Origin of the sequence: Pseudomonas lijiangensis, from assembly GCF_018968705.1 — a bacterium.
In the GTDB taxonomy this organism is placed as follows: domain Bacteria; phylum Pseudomonadota; class Gammaproteobacteria; order Pseudomonadales; family Pseudomonadaceae; genus Aquipseudomonas; species Aquipseudomonas lijiangensis.
Genome location: NZ_CP076668.1, coordinates 3523124 through 3543990, shown reverse-complemented (window position 1 = coordinate 3543990; position 20867 = coordinate 3523124). Strand labels below are relative to the sequence as shown.

The window sequence follows — 20867 nt, the reverse complement described above, 5'->3', positions numbered from 1 at the left end:
TTTTGCGCTCGCCGTAGGCTGAAGCGAGGTTCAATGAAACCTCCGAAAAGGTATCAGGTGAGCGTAGTGCAGGCAGTCCGGCCATCGCGCGCGGCGCATTTTACACACCCTTGAGGCGCTTGATGGGTGTGATCTGGCCTTATATACGGTTTTTTGGCGGCTGTTCTGATAGACAACCCCGATGCCTGCACTGAAACGATTGCTTGTTGAGGACACACCTATCGATCGCCTGGTCATGCCGGGCGACTTTCTTTTCACCGGAGAGTGAGGAATCCATGAAGGTTCTTGTAGCTGTCAAACGAGTGGTCGACTACAACGTCAAGGTTCGCGTCAAGGCGGACAACTCCGGCGTCGATCTTGCCAACGTCAAAATGTCCATGAACCCCTTCTGCGAAATTGCTGTGGAAGAGGCTGTCCGCCTGAAAGAAAAAGGCGTTGCCAGCGAAATCGTCGTGGTCACCATCGGCCCGACCACAGCCCAGGAGCAGTTGCGTACAGCTCTGGCGCTGGGTGCCGACCGTGCCGTGCTGGTCGAGTCCGCCGAGGACCTGACTTCCCTGGCCGTCGCCAAGCTGCTCAAGGCTGTTGTCGACAAGGAGCAGCCACAACTGGTGATCCTGGGCAAACAGGCCATCGACAGTGATAACAATCAAACTGGCCAGATGCTGGCTGCCCTGAGCGGTTACCCGCAAGGCACCTTTGCTTCCAAGGTCGAAGTGTCGGGCGACAAGGTTGCCGTGACCCGCGAAATCGACGGCGGTCTGCAAACCGTCTCTTTGAGCCTGCCGGCTATCGTGACCACAGACCTGCGTCTGAACGAGCCACGTTATGCTTCGCTGCCCAACATCATGAAGGCCAAGAAAAAGCCGCTTGAAACGTTGACCCCGGATGCACTGGGCGTCTCCACGGCTTCGACCAACAAGACGGTCAAGGTCGAAGCGCCGGCAGCACGTAGCGCCGGTATCAAGGTGAAGTCGGTGGCCGAACTGGTCGAAAAACTGAAAACCGAAGCGAAGGTAATCTAAATGACGATCCTGGTTATCGCTGAACATGACAATGCAGCTGTGGCTCCAGCCACGCTGAACACCATTGCCGCTGCCCAGAAGATCGGTGGCGATATCAATGTCCTGGTGGCCGGTTCCGGCGTAAGTGCTGTTGCCGCAGCTGCTGCCAGGATCGCTGGCGTTGCTAAGGTGCTGGTTGCCGACAATGCTGCCTATGCGCATCAGTTGCCGGAAAACGTAGCACCGCTGGTCGTTGAGCTGGCCGCTGGCTACAGCCATATCCTGGCGGCTGCGACTTCCAATGGCAAAAACATCCTGCCTCGCGTTGCGGCGCAACTGGACGTGGATCAGATCTCCGAAATCGTTTCGGTTGAATCGGCTGACACCTTCAAGCGTCCGATCTACGCCGGTAACGCCATTGCCACCGTGCAATCGAGTGCGTCGGTCAAGGTCATCACCGTTCGTGCGACCGGTTTCGATCCGGTAGCGGCAGAAGGTGGTTCGGCTGCGGTCGAAGCTGTTTCTGCTGCTCACGATGCAGGCAAATCGTCCTTCGTCGGCGAAGAGCTGGCCAAGTCCGATCGCCCAGAGCTGACCGCTGCCAAAATCGTCGTTTCCGGCGGTCGCGGCATGCAGAATGGCGACAACTTCAAGCACCTGTACGCCCTGGCGGACAAACTGGGTGCTGCGGTGGGCGCATCCCGTGCCGCGGTCGATGCCGGTTTCGTACCCAACGACATGCAGGTCGGTCAGACCGGCAAGATCGTTGCGCCTCAGCTGTACATCGCTGTCGGTATTTCCGGCGCGATCCAGCATCTGGCGGGCATGAAGGACTCCAAAGTGATCGTTGCGATCAACAAGGACGAAGAGGCCCCGATCTTCCAGGTGGCCGATTACGGTCTGGTTGCGGATCTGTTCGAAGCTGTGCCTGAGCTGGAAAAGCTGGTTTAAACCGGCTGTCGAGAACCCGTTCAATCCGGCTGTGCACGCCTGTCTGTGACAGGGCGCCTGGTCTGAGTGAACGGGTTTTTTGTTGTGTCGAAAAAGGATTATCCATGGGTCAGCCAAGGCTGTATGTGGCTTCGCTTCTTCTGGGGTTGATGGTGCTGCCGTCGCTTGTATCTGCGGCGGGCAAGTGCGAGCGACTGATCGTCACCGGCAGCCCGGATGCGCCGCCTTACCTGTGGCGCGATCCGCAGGACCCAAGGCACTTGATGGGCGCCAATGCCGACCTGCTCAGGCAGGCGGCCGATTCTCTGGATCTGGATGTCGAATTTCTGTATGCCGGCAAGCGCAGCCAGGCGCTGGAAGAAGCGCGTACCGGTCGCATGGACATGCTGGTCGATGCGCCACTGAATCAGGCTCAGCTTGATTCGTTCGACTATATCCAGCCGCCGATCACCCACAATGAAATTCTGGTCTGGACCCGTCACGATCATGCCTTGCCTTTCAGTTCTCTCGCCGACCTGCACGGGCGGTCGGGCGCTATTTCTGAAAGGACTCGTCTGACCCAGTCATTCGAGGCAACGGCTAAAGAACACCTGACGCTGGAGCGTTTGCCCAATCTGACCCTGGCCTTTCAGAAACTGGCATTGGGGCAGGTCGAATATGTGCTGGCTGGACGCTATGCAGGCATGGTGATGATGCAGACCCTTGGCTTGTCGTCCGATCTGGTCGCTCAGCCTGAGCCCCTTGATAAACCGGGCCTGTATCTGGCGTTATCGGCGAATTCGGCCTGCAACGATTCATGGTTGCGCGGACAGTTGGTGAAAAAGATGACAGAATTGGCGGCTTCGGGCCTTGCGGGTGAGGCCATCCAGCGCAATCTGGATGTGTGGAAAGCCCAGTTGCTGCAACCTGCCAGCACCAGCGCCCCAAACAAGTAGGAATGTTTTTGTGAGTATTCGCCCTTTAATTGCATTCATGGCCATCGCCACATTGGCCGGTTGTGCCAGTGATCCGGCACCGACCGAACAGTTCAAGCTGACCGAGCAGGCTCTGGAGCAGGCCAAGGCTGTCGGCGCCAGCGATGAGCAGTCCGAGCTGGTCAATGCGCAAGCCGCATTTGCCCAGGCACGTGCCGACATGGCCGATAAATCCTACAAGGATGCGCGTATGAACGCCGAGCGTGCCGAGCTTGATGCGCGCCTGGCGGAGGCGCGGGTGTTGACCCTGAAAAGTCAGGAGCAGATCAATCAGTTGAATGTTCGCCTCAACCGTCTGCGCAAACAGTTGGGGGAAGCTCAATGAACCGTGTTACCCGTGTATTGAGCGGATGCCTTTTGCTGGGCGTGGCAGGCCTGTCTGGTTGTGCGAGTCATCAGGACAGTGAGCAGGCGTTGCGTCAGGCCGGTACAGATTTCCAGAAAGTCAAAGAAGACCCGAATGTACTGCGCAGTGCGCCCAAGGACGTGATCCGTTCAGGCGAATCGCTGGCGAGGGCAGAGCGCCTGTCGAGTTATCTGGGCAGCGGTGCCGATGTCAGCCACTACGCCTACCTGAGTACCCGGTACAGCGAGATTGCCCGTGAGCACAGCAACCTGATGCTGGCCCAGGAGCAACTGGCCAAACTGGAGATGGAGCGTCAGCGCCTGCAACTGGCGTTGCGCGAGGCCAAGCTGGCCAGTGCGCAGCAGCATGGCAAATGGCTGGAAGACCAGATACTCAGCCTTGCGACCACGCAGACCGACCGTGGTCTGGTCATGACCCTGGGTGACGTGCTGTTCGATCCGGGTCATGCTGAACTGAAAAGCTCTGCCAATCGCACGGTGCTCAAAGTCGTACAGTTCCTGTTGCTCAATCCTCGCCGCACGGTAAGGATCGAAGGCTATACCGACAGTACCGGTGATCGGCAGGAAAACCTGAAACTCTCCCGTGATCGCGCACAGTCGGTCGCCGATGTGCTGATCGACCTGGGTGTGGACGACAAGCGTATTCAGGTCGAGGGTTATGGTCAGCAATATCCGGTCGATGTGAACGCCTCCGAGCGTGGGCGAGCACAAAATCGTCGTGTAGAAATCGTCTTTTCCGACGACAAGGGCCAGCTAGGCGCTGCCCGGTAAGAAAAAATCTGAAAAAAGCCCGGCGTCGGAAACGGCCCCGGGCTTTTTTTGGCTTAAAAAGCCGTGAACTTGGCATCTTTACCCGACAATATTTTTTGTCAGAGCGCACAATGATGGGCCTGAAGAGAAACTGTCCCCGTACACTTTTCGACTGTTCCGGTCTTTAGGCTATTATCTCCCCTACAAAAACAAATTGCGGGTCGGTTCGAGGCTGTGTCATGACCAATCTTTTGCTTTATCAACGCATCGCTCAGCAACTGGCGGAAGACATCCGTCGGGGCGTCTATCAGCCCGGCGAGCGTGTGCCCTCGGTCCGCAAAATGAGCTCGCAGCTCAATGTCAGCCATGCAACGGTATTGCAGGCCTACGCCAATCTTGAAGATCAGGGTCTTATCCGCGCTCGCCCGCAGTCCGGGTATTACGTGCATCAGACTCCTGCGCTGACGGCATCGACGCCGGATATTGCGCGAGTGGAGCGTCCAGGTCTGGTGACCCGCAGCAGCATCATCCAGCAGGTGCTTGAAGAATCTCGTCGTGAAGGTGTGTTTGCCCTTGGGGCTGCGGTGCCGCACGTGGATTATCTGCCGGTCCGCGCCCTGCATCAGCAACTGGCCAAGGTGACGCGCTTTCACAGCCCTCGGGCATTCAGTTACATGTTCAGCCCCGGTTTCGAGCCATTGCGCAGGCAAGTTGCTATCCGTATGCGTGATGCCGGTGTGGTGGTTGACCCGTATGAGGTGGTGATTACCCACGGCTGTGTCGATGCCTTGCAGATGGCGCTGCGGGTGCTGACACAGCCCGGCGACCTGATCGCGGCCGAGTCACCAGCCTATTACGGCCTGCTGCAACTGGCGGATCTGCTGGGGCTCAAGGTCATCGAGATTCCCAGTGACCCATCGACGGGCATCAGTCTGGAAGCTCTGCAGTTGGCAGCCAACCAGTGGTCGATCAAGGCTCTGGTGCTGACCGCCCGCTTGAGTAATCCGCTGGGTGGCACCATGCCGGAAGAGCGGCAGAAGAATCTGCTGCGACTGGCATCGGACTTTGATATCCAGATCGTCGAAGACGATGTGTACGGCGAACTGATGTTTGAAGTAGGGCGTACCAAGGCCTTGAAAGCCTTCGATCGCCTGGGTCGAGTGATTTATTGCTCCAGTTTTTCCAAGACCCTGTCGCCGGGTGTGCGCATCGGCTGGATGATTGCCGGGAAGTATCAGGCGGAAATCCAGCGCCTGCAGACCTTCAGTACTCATTCAGCCTGTAGCGTGACGCAGATGGCTATCGCGGCTTACCTGGAAAACGGTGGTTATGACCGGCATTTGCGTTTTATTCGTCTGGAGTATCGCAAGAATCTGAGTGCTTTCCAGTTGGCGGTGCAGCAGTTCTTCCCCGAGGGGACTCAGATGAGTCGTCCCGTGGGTGGCTTTATTCTCTGGGTCAGCCTGCCGGGGCGCGTCAATACCCAGGAATTGCATGTGCGGGCGCTGGAGCAGGGGATCAGTATCGCGCCGGGTCTTATTTTCAGTAATACAGAACAGTTCAATCACTGTATTCGTCTGAACTGTGGCATGCCCTGGAACCGTGAAGCGGAGCGTGCGCTGATGACATTGGGCATGCTGGCCAAACAATTGTGTCAAGAAACTGTGCCGGCTTATTGAGCGCACATGTTTTTTTGTCTGATCGCTGGAACTCTTGTCTTGTCAGGTGTGCCTCAAAGGGACAGCATGTGACCTCTATGCCTCAGCCATTTACTTATTATGAATAATGCGTTTCGTTGTCTCGGATTGTTCGTCGTTGTGTTGTTGAGCGCTTGCGACTCTCAAGACGCGCCGGTTCCAAAGCCGAAGGTTGAGGCTAGCGTGGCTGCGCCTGCTGCTCCCGCTATTCAGCCGCCAGCTGCCGCCGTCGAGCCGCCAGCGGCCAAACCTGCTGCGCCAGTGCATGAGTTGAAGCCTGGCGTCCCGGTTGTTCCTGTGGTTGCGGGTAAGGGGGAAGTAACGCCGCCGCGCCCTGTTTCTGTCGCTAAATCGCCTGCTTCCAGGGAGGCTGCGAAGGCTCCAGTGGCCAAGGCTGCTCCTGCTAAAGAGAAGGCCGTTGCTGCTACCGCCAGTCGCGAAAAGAGCAAGACGGCTAAAACTTCGGTCAAGGATGTCCGGCTGCCTCAGCCCAAGCTTGATTTGAGCCTGCCGCCAGAAATGGTCAAAGAGCTTTCTCCTCCTGCCAATGTCATCACTGCCAAGCGCAAGCCTTTGCTGCCGCAGATGTTTGGCAGCAAGGGTTCATCATCTGATCCCAGTCCTTTCGAGCTCAATGGGCGCCTGCTGAGCAATGAAATGCAACTGCAAATGCGCAACGAAAGTCGTCGCGATATTGAAGGGGCCGCGCTGGATTTCAAATTCAAGCAGTAAGGCCCTCTTTCTCGTCTGATATGGCATTTTGAAACGTCCGTTTTAGCCGCTAAAATCTTCCTTTTAATATTCAGCAAGGGTGTCTTGGTCATGGACTGCCGCTCCGGTTGTGGTGCTTGCTGCATCGCTCCCTCCATTACTTCTCCCATTCCGGGCATGCCAGACGGCAAGCCTGCCGGAGAGCGTTGCCTGCATTTATCTATCGAATTGCTATGCGGCTTGTTTGGCAAGATTGAGCGGCCTGCTGTCTGTAGTCAGTTCAAGGCGGCGGAAGATGTTTGTGGTGTTGATCAGGCTGAGGCTATTCGTCTGATTGGCTGGTGGGAAAAGGCAACTGCGGTTGCATGAGCTGCAATTGAGTCAGATGCAGTTGAATCAAGAGTGTCGCTGGGCGGAATTGCTTTATCAGAATATCAACAACAAGGAATAAACAATGAATACGCTGCATCGCATGGCTGTTGTCTGTGGGTTGACTGTGTTGCTGACAGGTGTGGCCCAGGCTGAAGATTGGCAGGTGGCCAAGGACGAGGAGGGGATCAAGGTCTCCCTGAGTGATGTGCCGGGCTCCAAATACAAGGCTTATCGCGGTGTGACGACCATCAATGCCAGTGTGGCCAAGCTGCGCGCCCTGCAGGAGGATGTTGTGGGGGCCTGCGCCTGGATTCATGAATGCCAGTCACAGAAGTTGCTCAAGCATGAAGGCAACAAGGCCTGGACCTACACGCGATTCAACACGCCATGGCCCGTAACGCCCCGTGATTCGATTCTGCTGATTACCAGCGAGGAGGGCGCAGATGGCAGCCTGACCCGCAATATCGATGAACAATCAAGCTATTTGCCTGAGGAAAAGGGCTTTGTGCGGGTCGCCGAGGTCAAGGGTTTCTGGAAGCTGGTGCCCAAAGGCCCGAATCTGACAGAAGTCACCTATCAGGTGCATACCGATCCGGGCGGCAGTGTTCCGTCCTGGGTGGCCAACAAGTTTGTCGTGGATGCGCCGTTTAACACCCTGAAGGCGCTGAAGGAGCGGTCGCAGAAATAGGTTTTCGTTTTATTGCGCAATAAAAAAGGGCTGCCATTGGCAGCCCTTTTCGTTGGCAGGTCGCTTACTTGCGATCTTCCAGCGGAACGATGTCGCGTGTCACGTTGCCGGTGTACAGCTGGCGTGGGCGGCCAATCTTGTACGGGCTGGAGAGCATTTCTTTCCAGTGCGAGATCCAGCCGACAGTCCGTGCCAGGGCGAAGATCACGGTGAACATGCTGGTTGGAATGCCGATGGCCTTCAGGATGATGCCTGAGTAAAAGTCGACGTTCGGGTACAGCGAGCGCTCGATGAAGTACGGATCGGTGAGGGCGATCTCTTCCAGGCGCATGGCCAGTTCGAGTTGTGGGTCATTGGTGATGCCCAGTTCGCGAAGTACTTCGTCACAGGTCTTTTTCATGACCGTAGCGCGTGGATCGCGGTTTTTATAGACGCGATGTCCGAAGCCCATCAGCTTGAACGGATCGTTCTTGTCCTTGGCCTTGGCGATGAACTTGTCGATGTTGGAAACATCGCCGATTTCATCGAGCATGGTCAGTACGGCTTCGTTGGCACCGCCGTGAGCCGGGCCCCAGAGTGCAGCGATACCGGCTGCGATACAGGCGAACGGGTTTGCACCCGACGAGCCGGCCATGCGCACGGTAGAGGTCGAAGCGTTCTGCTCGTGATCGGCATGCAGGATGAAGATCTTGTCCATGGCCTTGGCCAGCACCGGGCTGATCGGTTTGATCTCGCAAGGTGTGTTGAACATCATGTGCAGGAAGTTTTCGGCATAGCTGAGGTCGTTACGCGGGTACATCATGGGTTGGCCCATGGAGTACTTGTAAACCATCGCTGCCAGGGTCGGCATCTTGGCGACCAGGCGTACTGCCGAGATTTCGCGGTGCTGCGGGTTATTGATGTCCAGCGAGTCGTGGTAGAACGCGGACAGGGCACCGACTACGCCACACATGACGGCCATTGGGTGGGCGTCGCGGCGGAATCCGTTGAAGAAGCTCTTGAGCTGCTCGTGGACCATGGTGTGGTTCTTGACCACGGCAACGAACTGGGCTTTCTGTTCGCTGGTCGGCAATTCGCCATTGAGCAGAAGGTAGCAGGTTTCCAGATAGTCGGACTGTTCGGCCAGTTGCTCGATCGGATAGCCGCGGTGCAGCAGAATGCCATTATCACCATCAATGTAGGTGATCTTCGACTCGCAAGAGGCGGTCGACATGAATCCAGGGTCGAATGTGAAGCGGCCGGTGGCGGTAAGTCCGCGCACGTCGATCACGTCAGGACCCACGGTGCCGGTCAGTATGGGCAGCTCGACGGGGGCTGTGCCCTCGATGATCAACTGCGCTTTTTTGTCAGCCATGTGGCCTCCTATTTATGCTTCAAATCATCAGACAGGCCCCCCACGCAGGGCCCGCACCACTATAGTTAGATAAATTCTAAAGTCAATTTGCCTAAAGTCGTGTTCCGCAAGGCCTTTATGTCGATGTTTCTTCAAGCCATTGCTGCCGTTTACGCCTTTTATTCAATCCGCGCAATCCGCTATTGGCTGCAAGTATGCGCGTTGTCATTAGTTCCCTAACTGTCTATACTCGGCGTCCGACCGCCAAGGGCTTTTTGGCCCGTTTTGAGGGGGTTGTCACTTCCTGGGTGGTGGGTACCTGACCAGTGCACTTCCCAACAACTTGCCCTGATTGTTAGGGGCTCTTCAGTGTGAAAAAAAAGCCGTGAAAAGCCAACGACCTGTAAATCTAGACCTAAGGACCATCAAGCTCCCAGTCACTGCTTACACGTCCATCCTTCACCGTATCTCCGGTGTCATCCTCTTTGTCGGTATTGCAATCATGCTGTATGCAATGGACAAGTCGCTGGCCTCCGAAGAAACCTTCGGTGAAGTAAAAGCGTGTCTGACCAGCCCGCTGGCCAAGTTTGTAATCTGGGCGCTGCTGTCTGCCCTGCTGTATCACCTGGTGGCGGGTGTTCGTCACCTGATCATGGACGCGGGTGTCGGTGAAACGCTGGAAGGCGGGAAACTGGGCTCGAAAATCGTTATCGCCGTCTCCGTGGTGGTGATCATCCTGGCGGGAGTATGGATATGGTAACCAACGTCACTAACCTGTCGCGTTCGGGCCTCTATGACTGGATGGCGCAGCGCGTTTCAGCGGTCGTTCTCGCGGCTTATTTCATTTTCCTGATCGGCTACCTCGTCGCTCACCCTGGCCTGACCTATGCCCAGTGGCATGAGCTGTTCTCGCACAACGGGATGCGTATCTTCAGTCTGTTGGCCTTCGTTGCCCTTGGCGCTCACGCCTGGGTCGGCATGTGGACCATCGCGACCGACTACCTGACGCCAATGGCGCTGGGCAAGTCCGCGACTGCAGTTCGTTTTCTCTTCCAGGCAGTCAGCGGCGTTGCGATGTTCGCTTACTTCGTCTGGGGCGTGCAGATTCTTTGGGGTATCTGATTCATGGCTAACACAAATACACTTTCCTTCGACGCCATCATCATCGGTGGCGGCGGCGCTGGCATGCGCGCTGCCTTGCAGCTGGCTCAGGGTGGTCACAAGACCGCTGTTGTCACCAAGGTATTCCCGACTCGCTCGCACACTGTTTCCGCACAGGGTGGCATCACCTGCGCAATCGCTTCGGCCGACCCGAACGATGACTGGCGCTGGCACATGTACGATACCGTCAAGGGTTCCGACTACATCGGTGACCAGGACGCTATCGAATACATGTGTTCCGTAGGTCCGGAAGCGGTCTTCGAACTCGAGCACATGGGTCTGCCGTTCTCCCGCACCGAACAGGGCCGCATCTACCAGCGTCCTTTCGGCGGTCAGTCCAAGGACTTCGGTAAGGGTGGTCAGGCTGCACGTACCTGCGCCGCTGCCGACCGTACCGGTCACGCACTGTTGCACACCCTGTATCAGGCCAACCTGAAGGCTGGCACCGTATTCCTGAACGAATACTATGCAGTGGATCTGGTGAAGAACCAGGATGGCGCCTTTGTCGGCATCATCGCTATCTGCATCGAAACAGGCGAAACCTCCTACATCCGCGCCAATGCAACCGTACTGGCGACCGGTGGTGCAGGTCGTATCTACTCGTCCACCACCAACGCCCTGATCAACACCGGTGACGGTGTCGGCATGGCCCTGCGTGCCGGTGTTCCTGTCCAGGACATCGAAATGTGGCAGTTCCACCCGACCGGTATTGCCGGCGCAGGTGTACTGGTTACCGAAGGTTGCCGTGGTGAAGGTGGTTACCTGATCAACAAGCACGGCGAGCGTTTCATGGAGCGTTATGCTCCGAACGCCAAGGACCTTGCCGGTCGTGACGTTGTTGCCCGTTCCATGGTTAAAGAGATCATCGCCGGTAACGGTTGTGGTCCTGATGGCGACCACGTGATGCTCAAGCTCGATCACCTGGGCGAAGAAGTGTTGCACAGCCGTCTGCCAGGCATCATGGAGCTGTCCAAGACCTTTGCTCACGTCGATCCTGCTCTGGCTCCGATCCCGGTTGTTCCGACCTGCCACTACATGATGGGCGGCATTGCCACCAACATTCATGGCCAGGCGATCACCCAGGACGCTACCGGTGCCGATCAGATCATTCCTGGTCTGTTCGCTGTAGGTGAAGTGGCTTGCGTATCCGTGCACGGTGCCAACCGTCTGGGCGGCAACTCGCTGCTCGACCTGGTGGTCTTCGGTCGCGCTGCCGGCCTGCACCTCGAGCAGAGCCTGCGTGAAGGTGTCGACTACCGTCGTGCCTCCGAGTCCGATGTTGACGCTGCCCTGGCGCGTCTGTCCGGCCTCAACGAGCGCACTACCGGTGAAGATGTCGCTTCGCTGCGTAAAGAGCTGCAAAGCTGCATGCAGAACTACTTCGGTGTATTCCGTACCGGCGAATACATGCAGAAGGGTATTGCCCAGCTGGCTGGCCTGCGTGAGCGCATCGCCAACGTCAAGATCAACGACAAGAGCCAGGCATTCAACACTGCCCGTATCGAAGCGCTTGAACTGCAAAACCTGCTGGAAGTTGCCGAAGCCACGGCGATTGCTGCAGAACATCGTAAGGAATCGCGCGGCGCCCACGCCCGTGAAGACTTTGAAGACCGCGATGACGAAAACTGGCTGTGCCACACCCTGTACTTCCCGGGTGACAAGCGCGTAGCCAAGCGTGCCGTGAACTTCTCGCCAAAAACTGTTCCGACTTTTGAGCCTAAGATTCGGACTTATTAAGGGTGACCGATATGTTGCAAGTCAGTGTTTATCGCTACAACCCTGATCAGGACGCTGCTCCGTTCATGCAGGAGTTCCAGGTCGATACCGGCGGCAAGGACCTGATGGTTCTTGACGTGCTGGCTCTGGTCAAGGAACAGGATGAAGGTTTCTCGTACCGTCGCTCCTGCCGCGAAGGCGTGTGTGGTTCCGATGGCATGAACATCAACGGCAAGAACGGTCTTGCCTGCATCACTCCACTGTCGTCCGTGGTCAAGAATAACAAGCTGGTAGTGCGCCCACTGCCTGGTTTGCCGGTTATTCGTGACTTGGTAGTCGATATGAGCATCTTCTACAAGCAATACGAGAAGGTGAAGCCTTTCCTGCAGAACGATACTCCGGCTCCGGCCATCGAGCGTCTGCAGACTCCGGAAGAGCGTGAGAAGCTGGATGGTCTGTACGAGTGCATTCTGTGCGCTTGCTGCTCGACTTCCTGCCCGTCCTTCTGGTGGAACCCGGACAAGTTCCTGGGCCCGGCTGCACTGCTGCAAGCCTATCGCTTCCTGGCTGACAGCCGTGATACCCGGACTTCAGAGCGTCTGGCTTCGCTTGATGACCCGTTCAGTGTTTTCCGCTGCCGCGGGATCATGAACTGCGTGAACGTTTGCCCTAAAGGTCTCAACCCGACCAAGGCAATCGGCCACGTACGTAACATGCTTCTGCAAAGCGGCGTCTGATTTATCGCAGTACCGCAACACCGTTGCACGTAAAGTAGCCGCGGCGCAGGCTTCAACCGGCGTCGTGGCTTTAACCTGAGCAGTGGCTCGCAAGGCTGCCGCTCTTATTTTGAAGAAATGAGACCAGCAGGGGCATCCGGGCTGGTACCCGGGCTATCTGCGTGATCCTTAGTGACTTGATATGGTCGCTGCACACGACTGTTTCATGTTTGCTATGGCGTCTTCGCCGGTGGTGTCCCCTTACCGAGGGTGACCAAGCATGCAAGAAAGCGTGATGCAGCGCATGTGGAACAGTGCCCACCTTTCCGGTGGTAACGCTGCCTATGTGGAAGAGCTTTATGAGCTCTACCTGCACGACCCTAACGCTGTGCCAGAAGAATGGCGCACCTACTTTCAGAAGTTGCCAGCAGACGGCAACTCTGCCACCGATGTATCGCATTCCACGATTCGCGATCATTTCGTGTTGCTGGCCAAAAACCAGCGCCGCGCCCAACCGGTATCTGCCGGAAGCGTGAGCAGCGAGCACGAGAAGAAGCAAGTTGAAGTATTGCGACTGATCCAGGCATATCGTATGCGCGGCCATCAGGTTGCCCAGCTCGATCCGCTGGGCCTGTGGCAGCGTCCTGCCCCGGCCGATCTGTCGATCAATCACTACGGCTTGACCAATGCCGATCTTGATACGACTTTCCGTGCCGGCGACCTGTTCATCGGCAAAGAGGAAGCGAGCCTACGCGAAATTCTCGAAGCGTTGCAGCAGACATATTGTCGCACCATCGGTTCGGAGTTCACGCACATCGTTGATTCCGAGCAACGCAACTGGTTCATGCAGCGTCTTGAAAGCGTGCGTGGCCGTCCTGCGTTCTCTGCTGAAATCCAGGGTCACCTGCTTGAGCGTGTTACGGCCGCTGAAGGTCTGGAAAAATACCTGGGCACCAAATACCCGGGCACCAAACGCTTTGGTCTGGAAGGCGGCGAAAGCCTGATTCCGATGCTGGACGAACTGATCCAGCGCTCCGGCTCCTACGGCACCAAGGAAGTCGTGATCGGCATGGCCCACCGTGGCCGTCTGAACGTGCTGGTCAACACCTTCGGCAAGAACCCGCGCGAGCTGTTCGACGAGTTCGAAGGCAAGAAGAAAGTGGAGCTGGGCTCCGGTGACGTTAAATATCACCAGGGTTTCTCTTCCAACGTAATGACCGCAGGCGGTGAAGTTCACCTGGCCATGGCATTCAACCCGTCCCACCTGGAAATCGTTTCTCCGGTGGTCGAGGGTTCCGTGCGTGCGCGTCAGGATCGTCGCAACGATCCGAACGGTGACAAGGTTCTGCCGATTTCCCTCCACGGTGACGCTGCGTTCGCAGGTCAGGGCGTGGTCATGGAAACCTTCCAGATGTCGCAGACCCGCGGCTTCAAGACTGGCGGCACGATCCATATCGTCATCAACAACCAGGTTGGTTTCACCATCAGCAACCCGCTGGACTCGCGTTCCACCGAGTACGCCACCGACGTTGCCAAGATGATCCAGGCTCCGATTCTCCATGTGAATGGCGATGACCCGGAAGCCGTGGTGTTCGTGACCCAGCTGGCTATCGATTACCGCATGCAGTTCAAGCGTGACATCGTGATCGATCTGGTCTGCTACCGTCGTCGCGGTCACAACGAAGCGGACGAGCCTAGCGGCACCCAGCCGTTGATGTACCAGCAGATCACCAAGCAGCGCACGACTCGCGAGTTGTACGCCGAGCAGCTGATCAAGGCCGGTGTTCTCACTGAAGAACGTGTCCAGGCCAAGATCGATGACTATCGCAATGCGCTGGACAATGGTCAGCACGTGGTGAAAAGCCTGGTCAAGGAGCCGAACAAGGAACTGTTCGTCGACTGGCGTCCGTATCTGGGCCATGCCTGGACTGCGCGTCACGACACCCGCTTCGATCTCAAGACCTTGCAGGAACTGTCTGCCAAACTGATGGAGCTGCCAGAAGGCTTCGTGGTTCAGCGTCAGGTCCAGAAGATCTACGAAGACCGTCAGAAGATGCAAGCCGGCGGCCTGCCGATCAACTGGGGTTACGCCGAAACCATGGCGTACGCGACCCTGGCGTTCGAAGGTCACCCGATCCGCATGACGGGTCAGGACATCGGTCGCGGTACGTTCTCGCACCGTCACGCCGTCCTGCACAACCAGAAAGACGCAAGCACCTACATTCCTCTGAAGAACCTGTTCGCCGGTCAGCCGCGTTTTGACCTGTACGACTCGTTCCTCTCCGAGGAAGCGGTACTGGCTTACGAATACGGCTACTCGACCACCGAGCCTAACGCTCTGGTTATCTGGGAAGCCCAGTTCGGCGACTTCGCCAACGGCGCGCAAGTGGTCATCGACCAGTTCATCACCAGCGGCGAGCACAAGTGGGGCCGTCTGTGCGGTCTGACCATGCTGTTGCCTCACGGTTATGAAGGGCAGGGGCCTGAGCACTCGTCCGCACGTCTTGAGCGTTACCTGCAACTGTGTGCCGAGCACAACATTCAGGTGTGTGTGCCGACTACGCCGGCGCAGATCTACCACCTGCTGCGTCGTCAGGTCATTCGTCCGCTGCGCAAGCCGCTGATCGTGCTGACGCCAAAGTCGCTGCTGCGCCACAAACTGGCGGTCTCGACTCTGGAAGAACTGGCCGAAGGTTCGTTCCAGACCGTGATCCCGGAAGTCGATGCGCTCGATCCGGCCAAAGTGACCCGTCTGGTTCTGTGTGGCGGCAAGGTCTACTACGACCTGCTGGAAAAACGCCGTGCCGAAGGCCGCGAAGACATCGCAATCGTACGTATCGAACAGCTGTATCCGTTCCCTGAAGACGATCTCATGGAAGCGATCGCGCCTTACACCAACCTGCAGAACGTAGTGTGGTGTCAGGAAGAGCCGATGAACCAGGGTGCCTGGTACAGCAGTCAGCACCACTTGCGTCGCAGCATGAGCAATCACAACCGCAGCCTCGTTCTCGAGTATGCCGGTCGTGACGCTTCTGCAGCGCCAGCGTGTGGTTATGCTTCGATGCATGCCGAGCAGCAGGAAAAACTCCTGCAAGATGCCTTCACTGTTTAACGCCTTCGAGCATTAGAAACCGAATTAAGGAATTACAGATAATGGCTATCGAGATCAAAGCCCCCTCTTTCCCGGAATCCGTTGCCGACGGCACCATTTCCAAGTGGCACAAGCAACCGGGCGAAGCGGTAAAACGTGACGAGCTGCTGGTCGATATCGAGACTGACAAGGTTGTACTTGAAGTCCTGGCCGAAGCAGACGGCGTGCTGGCATCGATCGTGAAAGGCGAGGGCGACATCGTCCTGTCCAACGAAGTGATTGCAACCCTGGATGCCGGTGCTACCGCATCGGCTGCTCCTGCGCCTGCCGCCGCGGCTCCTGCTGCTGCACCGGCCCAGGCCGCTGTATCGGCTGCTGACGAAGATGCAATCGCAGCACCTGCCGCTCGCAAGCTGGCTGAAGAAAACGGCATCAACCTGGCCAGCGTCAAAGGCACTGGCAAGGACGGTCGCGTAACCAAGGAAGACGTGGTTGCCGCTGTTGAAGCCAAGAAATCCGCACCGGCCGCAGCTCCTGCTGCCAAGCCTGCTGCAGCCGCTGCTGCTCCTGTGCTGGCTGCTGGCGACCGCGTCGAGAAGCGTGTACCGATGACTCGCGTACGTGCCACCGTTGCCAAGCGTCTGGTCGAAGCCCAGTCGAACATGGCGATGCTGACCACGTTCAACGAAGTGGACATGACCGAAGTCATGGCTCTGCGCTCCAAGTACAAGGACCTGTTCGAGAAGTCCCACAATGGCGTGCGCCTGGGCTTCATGTCGTTCTTCGTCAAGGCCGCTACCGAAGCGCTGAAGCGTTTCCCGGCAGTCAACGCTTCGATCGATGGCAACGACATCGTTTACCACGGTTACTCCGACATCGGTGTTGCCGTTTCCAGCGATCGTGGTCTGGTCGTACCGGTTCTGCGTAACGCCGAGCTGATGAGCCTGGCTGAAATCGAAGGCGGCATCGCCACCTTCGGCAAGAAGGCTCGTGACGGCAAGCTGTCCCTGGACGAGATGACAGGTGGTACCTTCACCATCACCAACGGTGGTACCTTCGGTTCGATGATGTCGACGCCGATCGTCAACCCGCCACAAGCCGCGATTCTGGGCATGCACAACATTCTGCAGCGTCCTATGGCGGTCAATGGTCAGGTTGTGATTCGTCCGATGATGTATCTGGCTCTGTCGTACGATCACCGTTTGATCGACGGTAAAGAAGCGGTAACCTTCCTCGTTACCATCAAGAACCTGCTGGAAGATCCGGCTCGTCTGCTGCTGGATATCTGATGGAGCAGCTCCGGGCTGCAAGCGGCAAGCTGCAAGAAAAAGCAGTTTGGCGTATGGCCCGGGGCTCGCAGGTAGCATCTAATGAAGGGCTGCAAGCCGGTTGCGTGGAAAGCCACTGATCGGTTTGCAGCTTGCAGCTTGAAGCTCGCAGCTAAAAGGAATCTTTTTTATGTCCCAGAAATTCGACGTGGTAGTGATTGGCGCAGGCCCTGGCGGTTATGTTGCCGCCATCAAGGCTGCGCAACTTGGTTTCAAGACTGCCTGCATCGAGAAGTATCAGGACAAGGAAGGCAAACTGGCCTTGGGCGGTACCTGCCTGAACGTTGGTTGCATTCCTTCCAAGGCTCTGCTGGACAGCTCCTGGAAATTCTACGAAGCCAAGAACGGCTTCGGCGTTCACGGTATTTCGACTTCTGACGTCTCCATCGACGTTCCTGCAATGGTTGGCCGCAAGTCCACCATCGTCAAGAACCTGACTGGCGGCGTTTCCAGCCTGTTCAAGGCCAACGGCGTGACCACTCTGCAAGGCCACGGCAAACTGCTGGCCGGCAAGAAGGTCGAGTTGACCGCTGCTGACGGCACCGTTGAAATCATCGAAGCCGAACACGTGATCCTGGCTTCCGGTTCGCGTCCGATCGACATTCCACCGGCTCCGGTCGACCAGAAAGTCATCGTCGACTCCACCGGCGCCCTGGAATTCCAGGCAGTACCAAAGCGTCTGGGCGTGATCGGCGCTGGCGTTATCGGTCTGGAGCTGGGTTCGGTATGGGCCCGTCTGGGTGCTCAGGTAACTGTTCTGGAAGCTCTGGACAAGTTCATCCCTGCTGCTGACGAAGCCGTTTCCAAGGAAGCGCTGAAAACCTTCACCAAGCAAGGCCTGGACGTAAAACTGGGCGCTCGCGTGACCGGTTCCAAGGTCAACGGTGAAGAAGTTGTGGTCAGCTACACCGACGCAACCGGCGAACAGTCGATCACTTTCGATCGCCTGATCGTTGCCGTTGGTCGTCGTCCTGTGACCACCGACCTGCTGGCTGCCGACAGCGGCGTGGACCTGGATGAGCGTGGCTTCATCTATGTCGACGACTACTGCACCACCAGCGTGCCGGGCGTTTACGCCATCGGTGACGTGGTTCGTGGTCTGATGCTGGCGCACAAGGCGTCGGAAGAGGGCATCATGGTCGTCGAGCGCATCAAGGGTCACAAGGCCCAGATGAACTACAACCTGATTCCTTCGGTTATCTACACTCACCCGGAAATCGCGTGGGTTGGTAAAACCGAGCAGACCCTGAAGAGCGAAGGCGTTGAAGTCAACGTCGGCACCTTCCCGTTTGCAGCCAGTGGCCGTGCCATGGCCGCCAACGACACCGGCGGTTTCGTCAAGATCATCGCCGATGCCAAGACTGACCGCGTATTGGGCGTTCACGTCATTGGCCCAAGCGCTGCCGAGCTGGTACAGCAGGGCGCGATTGCAATGGAATTCGGTAGCAGTGCAGAAGACATCGGCATGATGGTCTTCTCGCACCCGACTCTGTCCGAAGCGCTTCACGAAGCGGCCCTGGCGGTGAATGGCGGTGCCATCCACATCCAGAACCGTAAAAAACGCTAAGACAACAAGAGAAACCACGACGGACTGCCCGTCGTGAGCCTTGCGAGCAAGACTCACCGCGGAAAGTCCGCCGGACTCGACCTCTCAGGCGGCTTCAGGTGTGTCGAATGACACCCTGGAGCCATCCAGGAGTAGCGGTCACAGGTGGTGCGGCACAATGAATGTGCAGCACCGAATGCGCAGTACCTAAACGAAGACGGTAATAAGCATGAATCTTCACGAGTATCAGGGTAAGCAGCTGTTCGCTGAATACGGCCTGCCAGTATCCAAAGGCTTCGCAGTAGACACCCCGGAAGCAGCAGCAGAAGCTTGCGACAAGATTGGTGGTACCGAGTGGGTCGTCAAGGCTCAGGTTCACGCTGGTGGTCGCGGTAAAGCGGGCGGCGTCAAGCTGGTTCGCAGCAAAGAAGACGCAGCAGCTTTCGCACAGCAATGGCTGGGCAAGCGTCTGGTAACTTACCAGACCGACGCCAACGGTCAGCCAGTGACCAAGATCCTGGTTGAATCCTGCACTGACATCGCCAAAGAGCTGTACCTGGGCGCTGTAGTCGATCGTTCCAGCCGTCGTATCGTGTTCATGGCTTCCACCGAAGGTGGCGTGGACATCGAGAAGATCGCTCACGACACTCCTGAAAAGATTCTCAAGGCCACTATCGATCCACTGGTTGGCGCTCAGCCATTCCAGGGTCGCGAGCTGGCTTTCCAGCTGGGTCTGGAAGGCAAGCAGGTTGCCCAGTTCGCCAAGATCTTCATCGGTCTGGCCAAGCTGTTCCAGGACCACGATCTGGCCCTGCTGGAAGTGAACCCGCTGGTCATCAAGGCTGACGGCGATCTGCACTGCCTGGACGCCAAGATCAACATCGACGCCAACGCCATGTACCGTCAGCCAAAGCTGAAGGCTTTCCACGATCCATCCCAGGATGATCCGCGCGAAGCTCACGCTGCCAAGTTCGAACTGAACTACGTAGCGCTGGAAGGTAACATCGGCTGCATGGTCAACGGTGCCGGTCTGGCCATGGGTACCATGGACATCGTCAACCTGCATGGCGGCAAGCCAGCCAACTTCCTTGACGTTGGTGGTGGTGCTACCAAAGAACGCGTTACCGAAGCGTTCAAGATCATTCTGTCCGACACCAATGTCGCAGCAGTACTGGTCAACATCTTCGGCGGCATCGTTCGTTGCGACATGATTGCCGAAGGCATCATCGGTGCAGTGAAAGAAGTCGGCGTTAAAATCCCGGTTGTTGTTCGCCTTGAAGGCAACAACGCTGAGCTGGGCGCTAAAGTACTGGCAGAAAGCGGTTTGAACATCATCGCGGCTACCAGCCTGACCGACGCTGCTCAACAAGTTGTCAAAGCTGCGGAGGGCAAGTAATGAGCGTTCTGATCAATAAAGACACCAAGGTTATCTGCCAGGGTTTCACTGGTTCGCAAGGTACCTTCCACTCCGAACAAGCCATTGCCTACGGCACCAAAATGGTTGGCGGCGTGACTCCAGGCAAAGGTGGCACCACTCACCTGAACCTGCCAGTGTTCAACACTGTGAAAGAAGCTGTAGCGGCTACCGGCGCTGACGCATCGGTCATCTACGTTCCGGCTCCTTTCTGCAAGGACTCCATCCTTGAAGCAGCTTTCGGCGGCATCAAGCTGATCGTCTGCATCACCGAAGGCATTCCTACCATCGACATGCTGGAAGCCAAGGTCAAGTGCGACGAGCTGGGCGTGGTCCTGATCGGTCCTAACTGCCCAGGCGTTATCACTCCGGGCGAGTGCAAGATCGGCATCATGCCAGGTCACATCCACTTGCCAGGCAAGGTCGGTATCGTGTCGCGTTCCGGCACCCTGACCTACGAAGCTGTCAAGCAGACCACTGACGCCGGTTTCGGTCAGTCCACCTGCGTCGGTATCGGTGGTGACCCGATCCCGGGCTCCAACTTCATCGACATCCTGAAACTGTTCCAGGAAGACCCGAAGACCGAAGCGATCGTCATGATCGGTGAGATCGGCGGTTCGGCTGAAGAAGAAGCGGCTGCCTACATCAAGGCTAACGTGACCAAGCCGGTTGTTTCCTACATCGCTGGTGTGACTGCTCCTCCGGGCAAGCGCATGGGCCACGCAGGTGCAATCATCTCCGGCGGTAAAGGCACTGCAGACGAGAAATTCGCTGCACTGCAAGACGCTGGCGTGAAAACCGTACGTTCCCTGGCAGACATCGGCAAAGCCCTGGCTGAGCTGACTGGTTGGGAAGTCAAGAAGTAAGCTTCGGCTGACTGATTGATGCTTCAACAAAGGCCACCTTCGGGTGGCCTTTGTGCGTCTGGGGTGCCACTTTGTGGGATGTTCGCGAGACGGCATTTCAGGCGACGAATGCTAAGGCACAAACAAATTTGTGGGAGGCAGCTTGCTGGCGAAAAAGGCCTGAAAACCGCTGGATATTCTGCG

At 57.2% G+C, this 20867-nt stretch carries 19 protein-coding genes; 18 read left to right on the top strand and 1 reads right to left on the bottom strand.

Annotation, left to right across the window (positions count from 1 at the left end):
- The first annotated feature begins 275 nt into the window (after positions 1-275).
- The 9 genes from KQP88_RS14610 (at position 276) to KQP88_RS14570 (ending at position 7513) form a co-directional block, all read left to right on the top strand.
- Positions 276-1025 carry an electron transfer flavoprotein subunit beta/FixA family protein gene (locus KQP88_RS14610; RefSeq protein WP_025260646.1) on the top strand — a complete coding sequence of 250 codons (750 nt, stop codon included), beginning with the start codon at positions 276-278 and terminating at the stop codon, positions 1023-1025.
- Positions 1026-1955: an electron transfer flavoprotein subunit alpha/FixB family protein gene (locus KQP88_RS14605; protein WP_216703441.1), complete on the top strand. Its 930-nt coding sequence runs from the start codon at positions 1026-1028 to the stop codon at positions 1953-1955.
- Between the two features lie 104 nt (positions 1956-2059).
- On the top strand, positions 2060-2890 hold the full coding sequence (locus KQP88_RS14600) for a substrate-binding periplasmic protein (RefSeq protein ID WP_216703440.1): 831 nt from the start codon (positions 2060-2062) through the stop codon (positions 2888-2890).
- A 10-nt stretch (positions 2891-2900) separates the two neighbouring features.
- Complete coding sequence (locus KQP88_RS14595) at positions 2901-3254, top strand: DUF4398 domain-containing protein (protein WP_216703439.1); 354 nt, start codon at positions 2901-2903, stop codon at positions 3252-3254.
- Positions 3251-4066: an OmpA family protein gene (locus KQP88_RS14590; RefSeq protein WP_025260642.1), complete on the top strand. Its 816-nt coding sequence runs from the start codon at positions 3251-3253 to the stop codon at positions 4064-4066. The genes KQP88_RS14595 and KQP88_RS14590 overlap by 4 nt, the downstream gene beginning before the upstream one ends.
- Before the next feature lie 218 nt (positions 4067-4284).
- On the top strand, positions 4285-5724 hold the full coding sequence (locus KQP88_RS14585) for an aminotransferase-like domain-containing protein (protein WP_025260641.1): 1440 nt from the start codon (positions 4285-4287) through the stop codon (positions 5722-5724).
- 99 nt (positions 5725-5823) lie between these two features.
- Positions 5824-6474, top strand: coding sequence for a translation initiation factor 2 (locus KQP88_RS14580; RefSeq protein WP_216703438.1), 651 nt, complete (start codon positions 5824-5826; stop codon positions 6472-6474).
- Positions 6475-6564: 90 nt separating this feature from the next.
- Positions 6565-6822, top strand: a complete 258-nt coding sequence (locus KQP88_RS14575) for a YkgJ family cysteine cluster protein (protein ID WP_216703437.1) — start codon at positions 6565-6567, stop codon at positions 6820-6822.
- A gap of 85 nt (positions 6823-6907) precedes the next feature.
- Entirely contained in the window at positions 6908-7513 is a 606-nt protein-coding gene (locus tag KQP88_RS14570) for an START domain-containing protein (protein WP_025260638.1), read from the top strand.
- Positions 7514-7577: 64 nt separating this feature from the next.
- On the opposite strand, the gene gltA is transcribed toward KQP88_RS14570, so the two are convergent.
- Positions 7578-8867 carry a citrate synthase gene (gene gltA, locus KQP88_RS14565; protein ID WP_025260637.1) on the bottom strand — a complete coding sequence of 430 codons (1290 nt, stop codon included), beginning with the start codon at positions 8865-8867 and terminating at the stop codon, positions 7578-7580.
- A gap of 364 nt (positions 8868-9231) precedes the next feature.
- Here gltA and sdhC point away from each other — a divergent pair, with 364 nt between their 5' ends.
- From sdhC to sucD, 9 genes are all read left to right on the top strand, one after another.
- On the top strand, positions 9232-9606 hold the full coding sequence (gene sdhC, locus KQP88_RS14560; protein WP_025260636.1) for a succinate dehydrogenase, cytochrome b556 subunit: 375 nt from the start codon (positions 9232-9234) through the stop codon (positions 9604-9606).
- On the top strand, positions 9600-9968 hold the full coding sequence (gene sdhD / locus KQP88_RS14555; RefSeq protein WP_025260635.1) for a succinate dehydrogenase, hydrophobic membrane anchor protein: 369 nt from the start codon (positions 9600-9602) through the stop codon (positions 9966-9968). The genes sdhC and sdhD overlap by 7 nt, the downstream gene beginning before the upstream one ends.
- 3 nt (positions 9969-9971) lie before the next feature.
- Entirely contained in the window at positions 9972-11744 is a 1773-nt protein-coding gene (gene sdhA, locus KQP88_RS14550) for a succinate dehydrogenase flavoprotein subunit (protein WP_200985895.1), read from the top strand.
- 11 nt (positions 11745-11755) lie between these two features.
- Positions 11756-12460: a succinate dehydrogenase iron-sulfur subunit gene (locus KQP88_RS14545; protein WP_025260633.1), complete on the top strand. Its 705-nt coding sequence runs from the start codon at positions 11756-11758 to the stop codon at positions 12458-12460.
- 259 nt (positions 12461-12719) lie between these two features.
- Positions 12720-15551 carry a 2-oxoglutarate dehydrogenase E1 component gene (locus KQP88_RS14540; protein ID WP_200985896.1) on the top strand — a complete coding sequence of 944 codons (2832 nt, stop codon included), beginning with the start codon at positions 12720-12722 and terminating at the stop codon, positions 15549-15551.
- Between the two features lie 41 nt (positions 15552-15592).
- Positions 15593-16819: a 2-oxoglutarate dehydrogenase complex dihydrolipoyllysine-residue succinyltransferase gene (odhB, locus tag KQP88_RS14535; protein ID WP_216703436.1), complete on the top strand. Its 1227-nt coding sequence runs from the start codon at positions 15593-15595 to the stop codon at positions 16817-16819.
- Positions 16820-16988: 169 nt separating this feature from the next.
- Positions 16989-18425 carry a dihydrolipoyl dehydrogenase gene (gene lpdA / locus KQP88_RS14530; RefSeq protein WP_095066930.1) on the top strand — a complete coding sequence of 479 codons (1437 nt, stop codon included), beginning with the start codon at positions 16989-16991 and terminating at the stop codon, positions 18423-18425.
- Positions 18426-18633: 208 nt separating this feature from the next.
- Entirely contained in the window at positions 18634-19800 is a 1167-nt protein-coding gene (sucC, locus tag KQP88_RS14525; RefSeq protein ID WP_216703435.1) for an ADP-forming succinate--CoA ligase subunit beta, read from the top strand.
- Positions 19800-20684: a succinate--CoA ligase subunit alpha gene (sucD, locus tag KQP88_RS14520; protein ID WP_025260628.1), complete on the top strand. Its 885-nt coding sequence runs from the start codon at positions 19800-19802 to the stop codon at positions 20682-20684. Before sucC ends, sucD begins: the two co-directional genes overlap by 1 nt.
- The last annotated feature ends 183 nt before the right edge of the window (positions 20685-20867 follow it).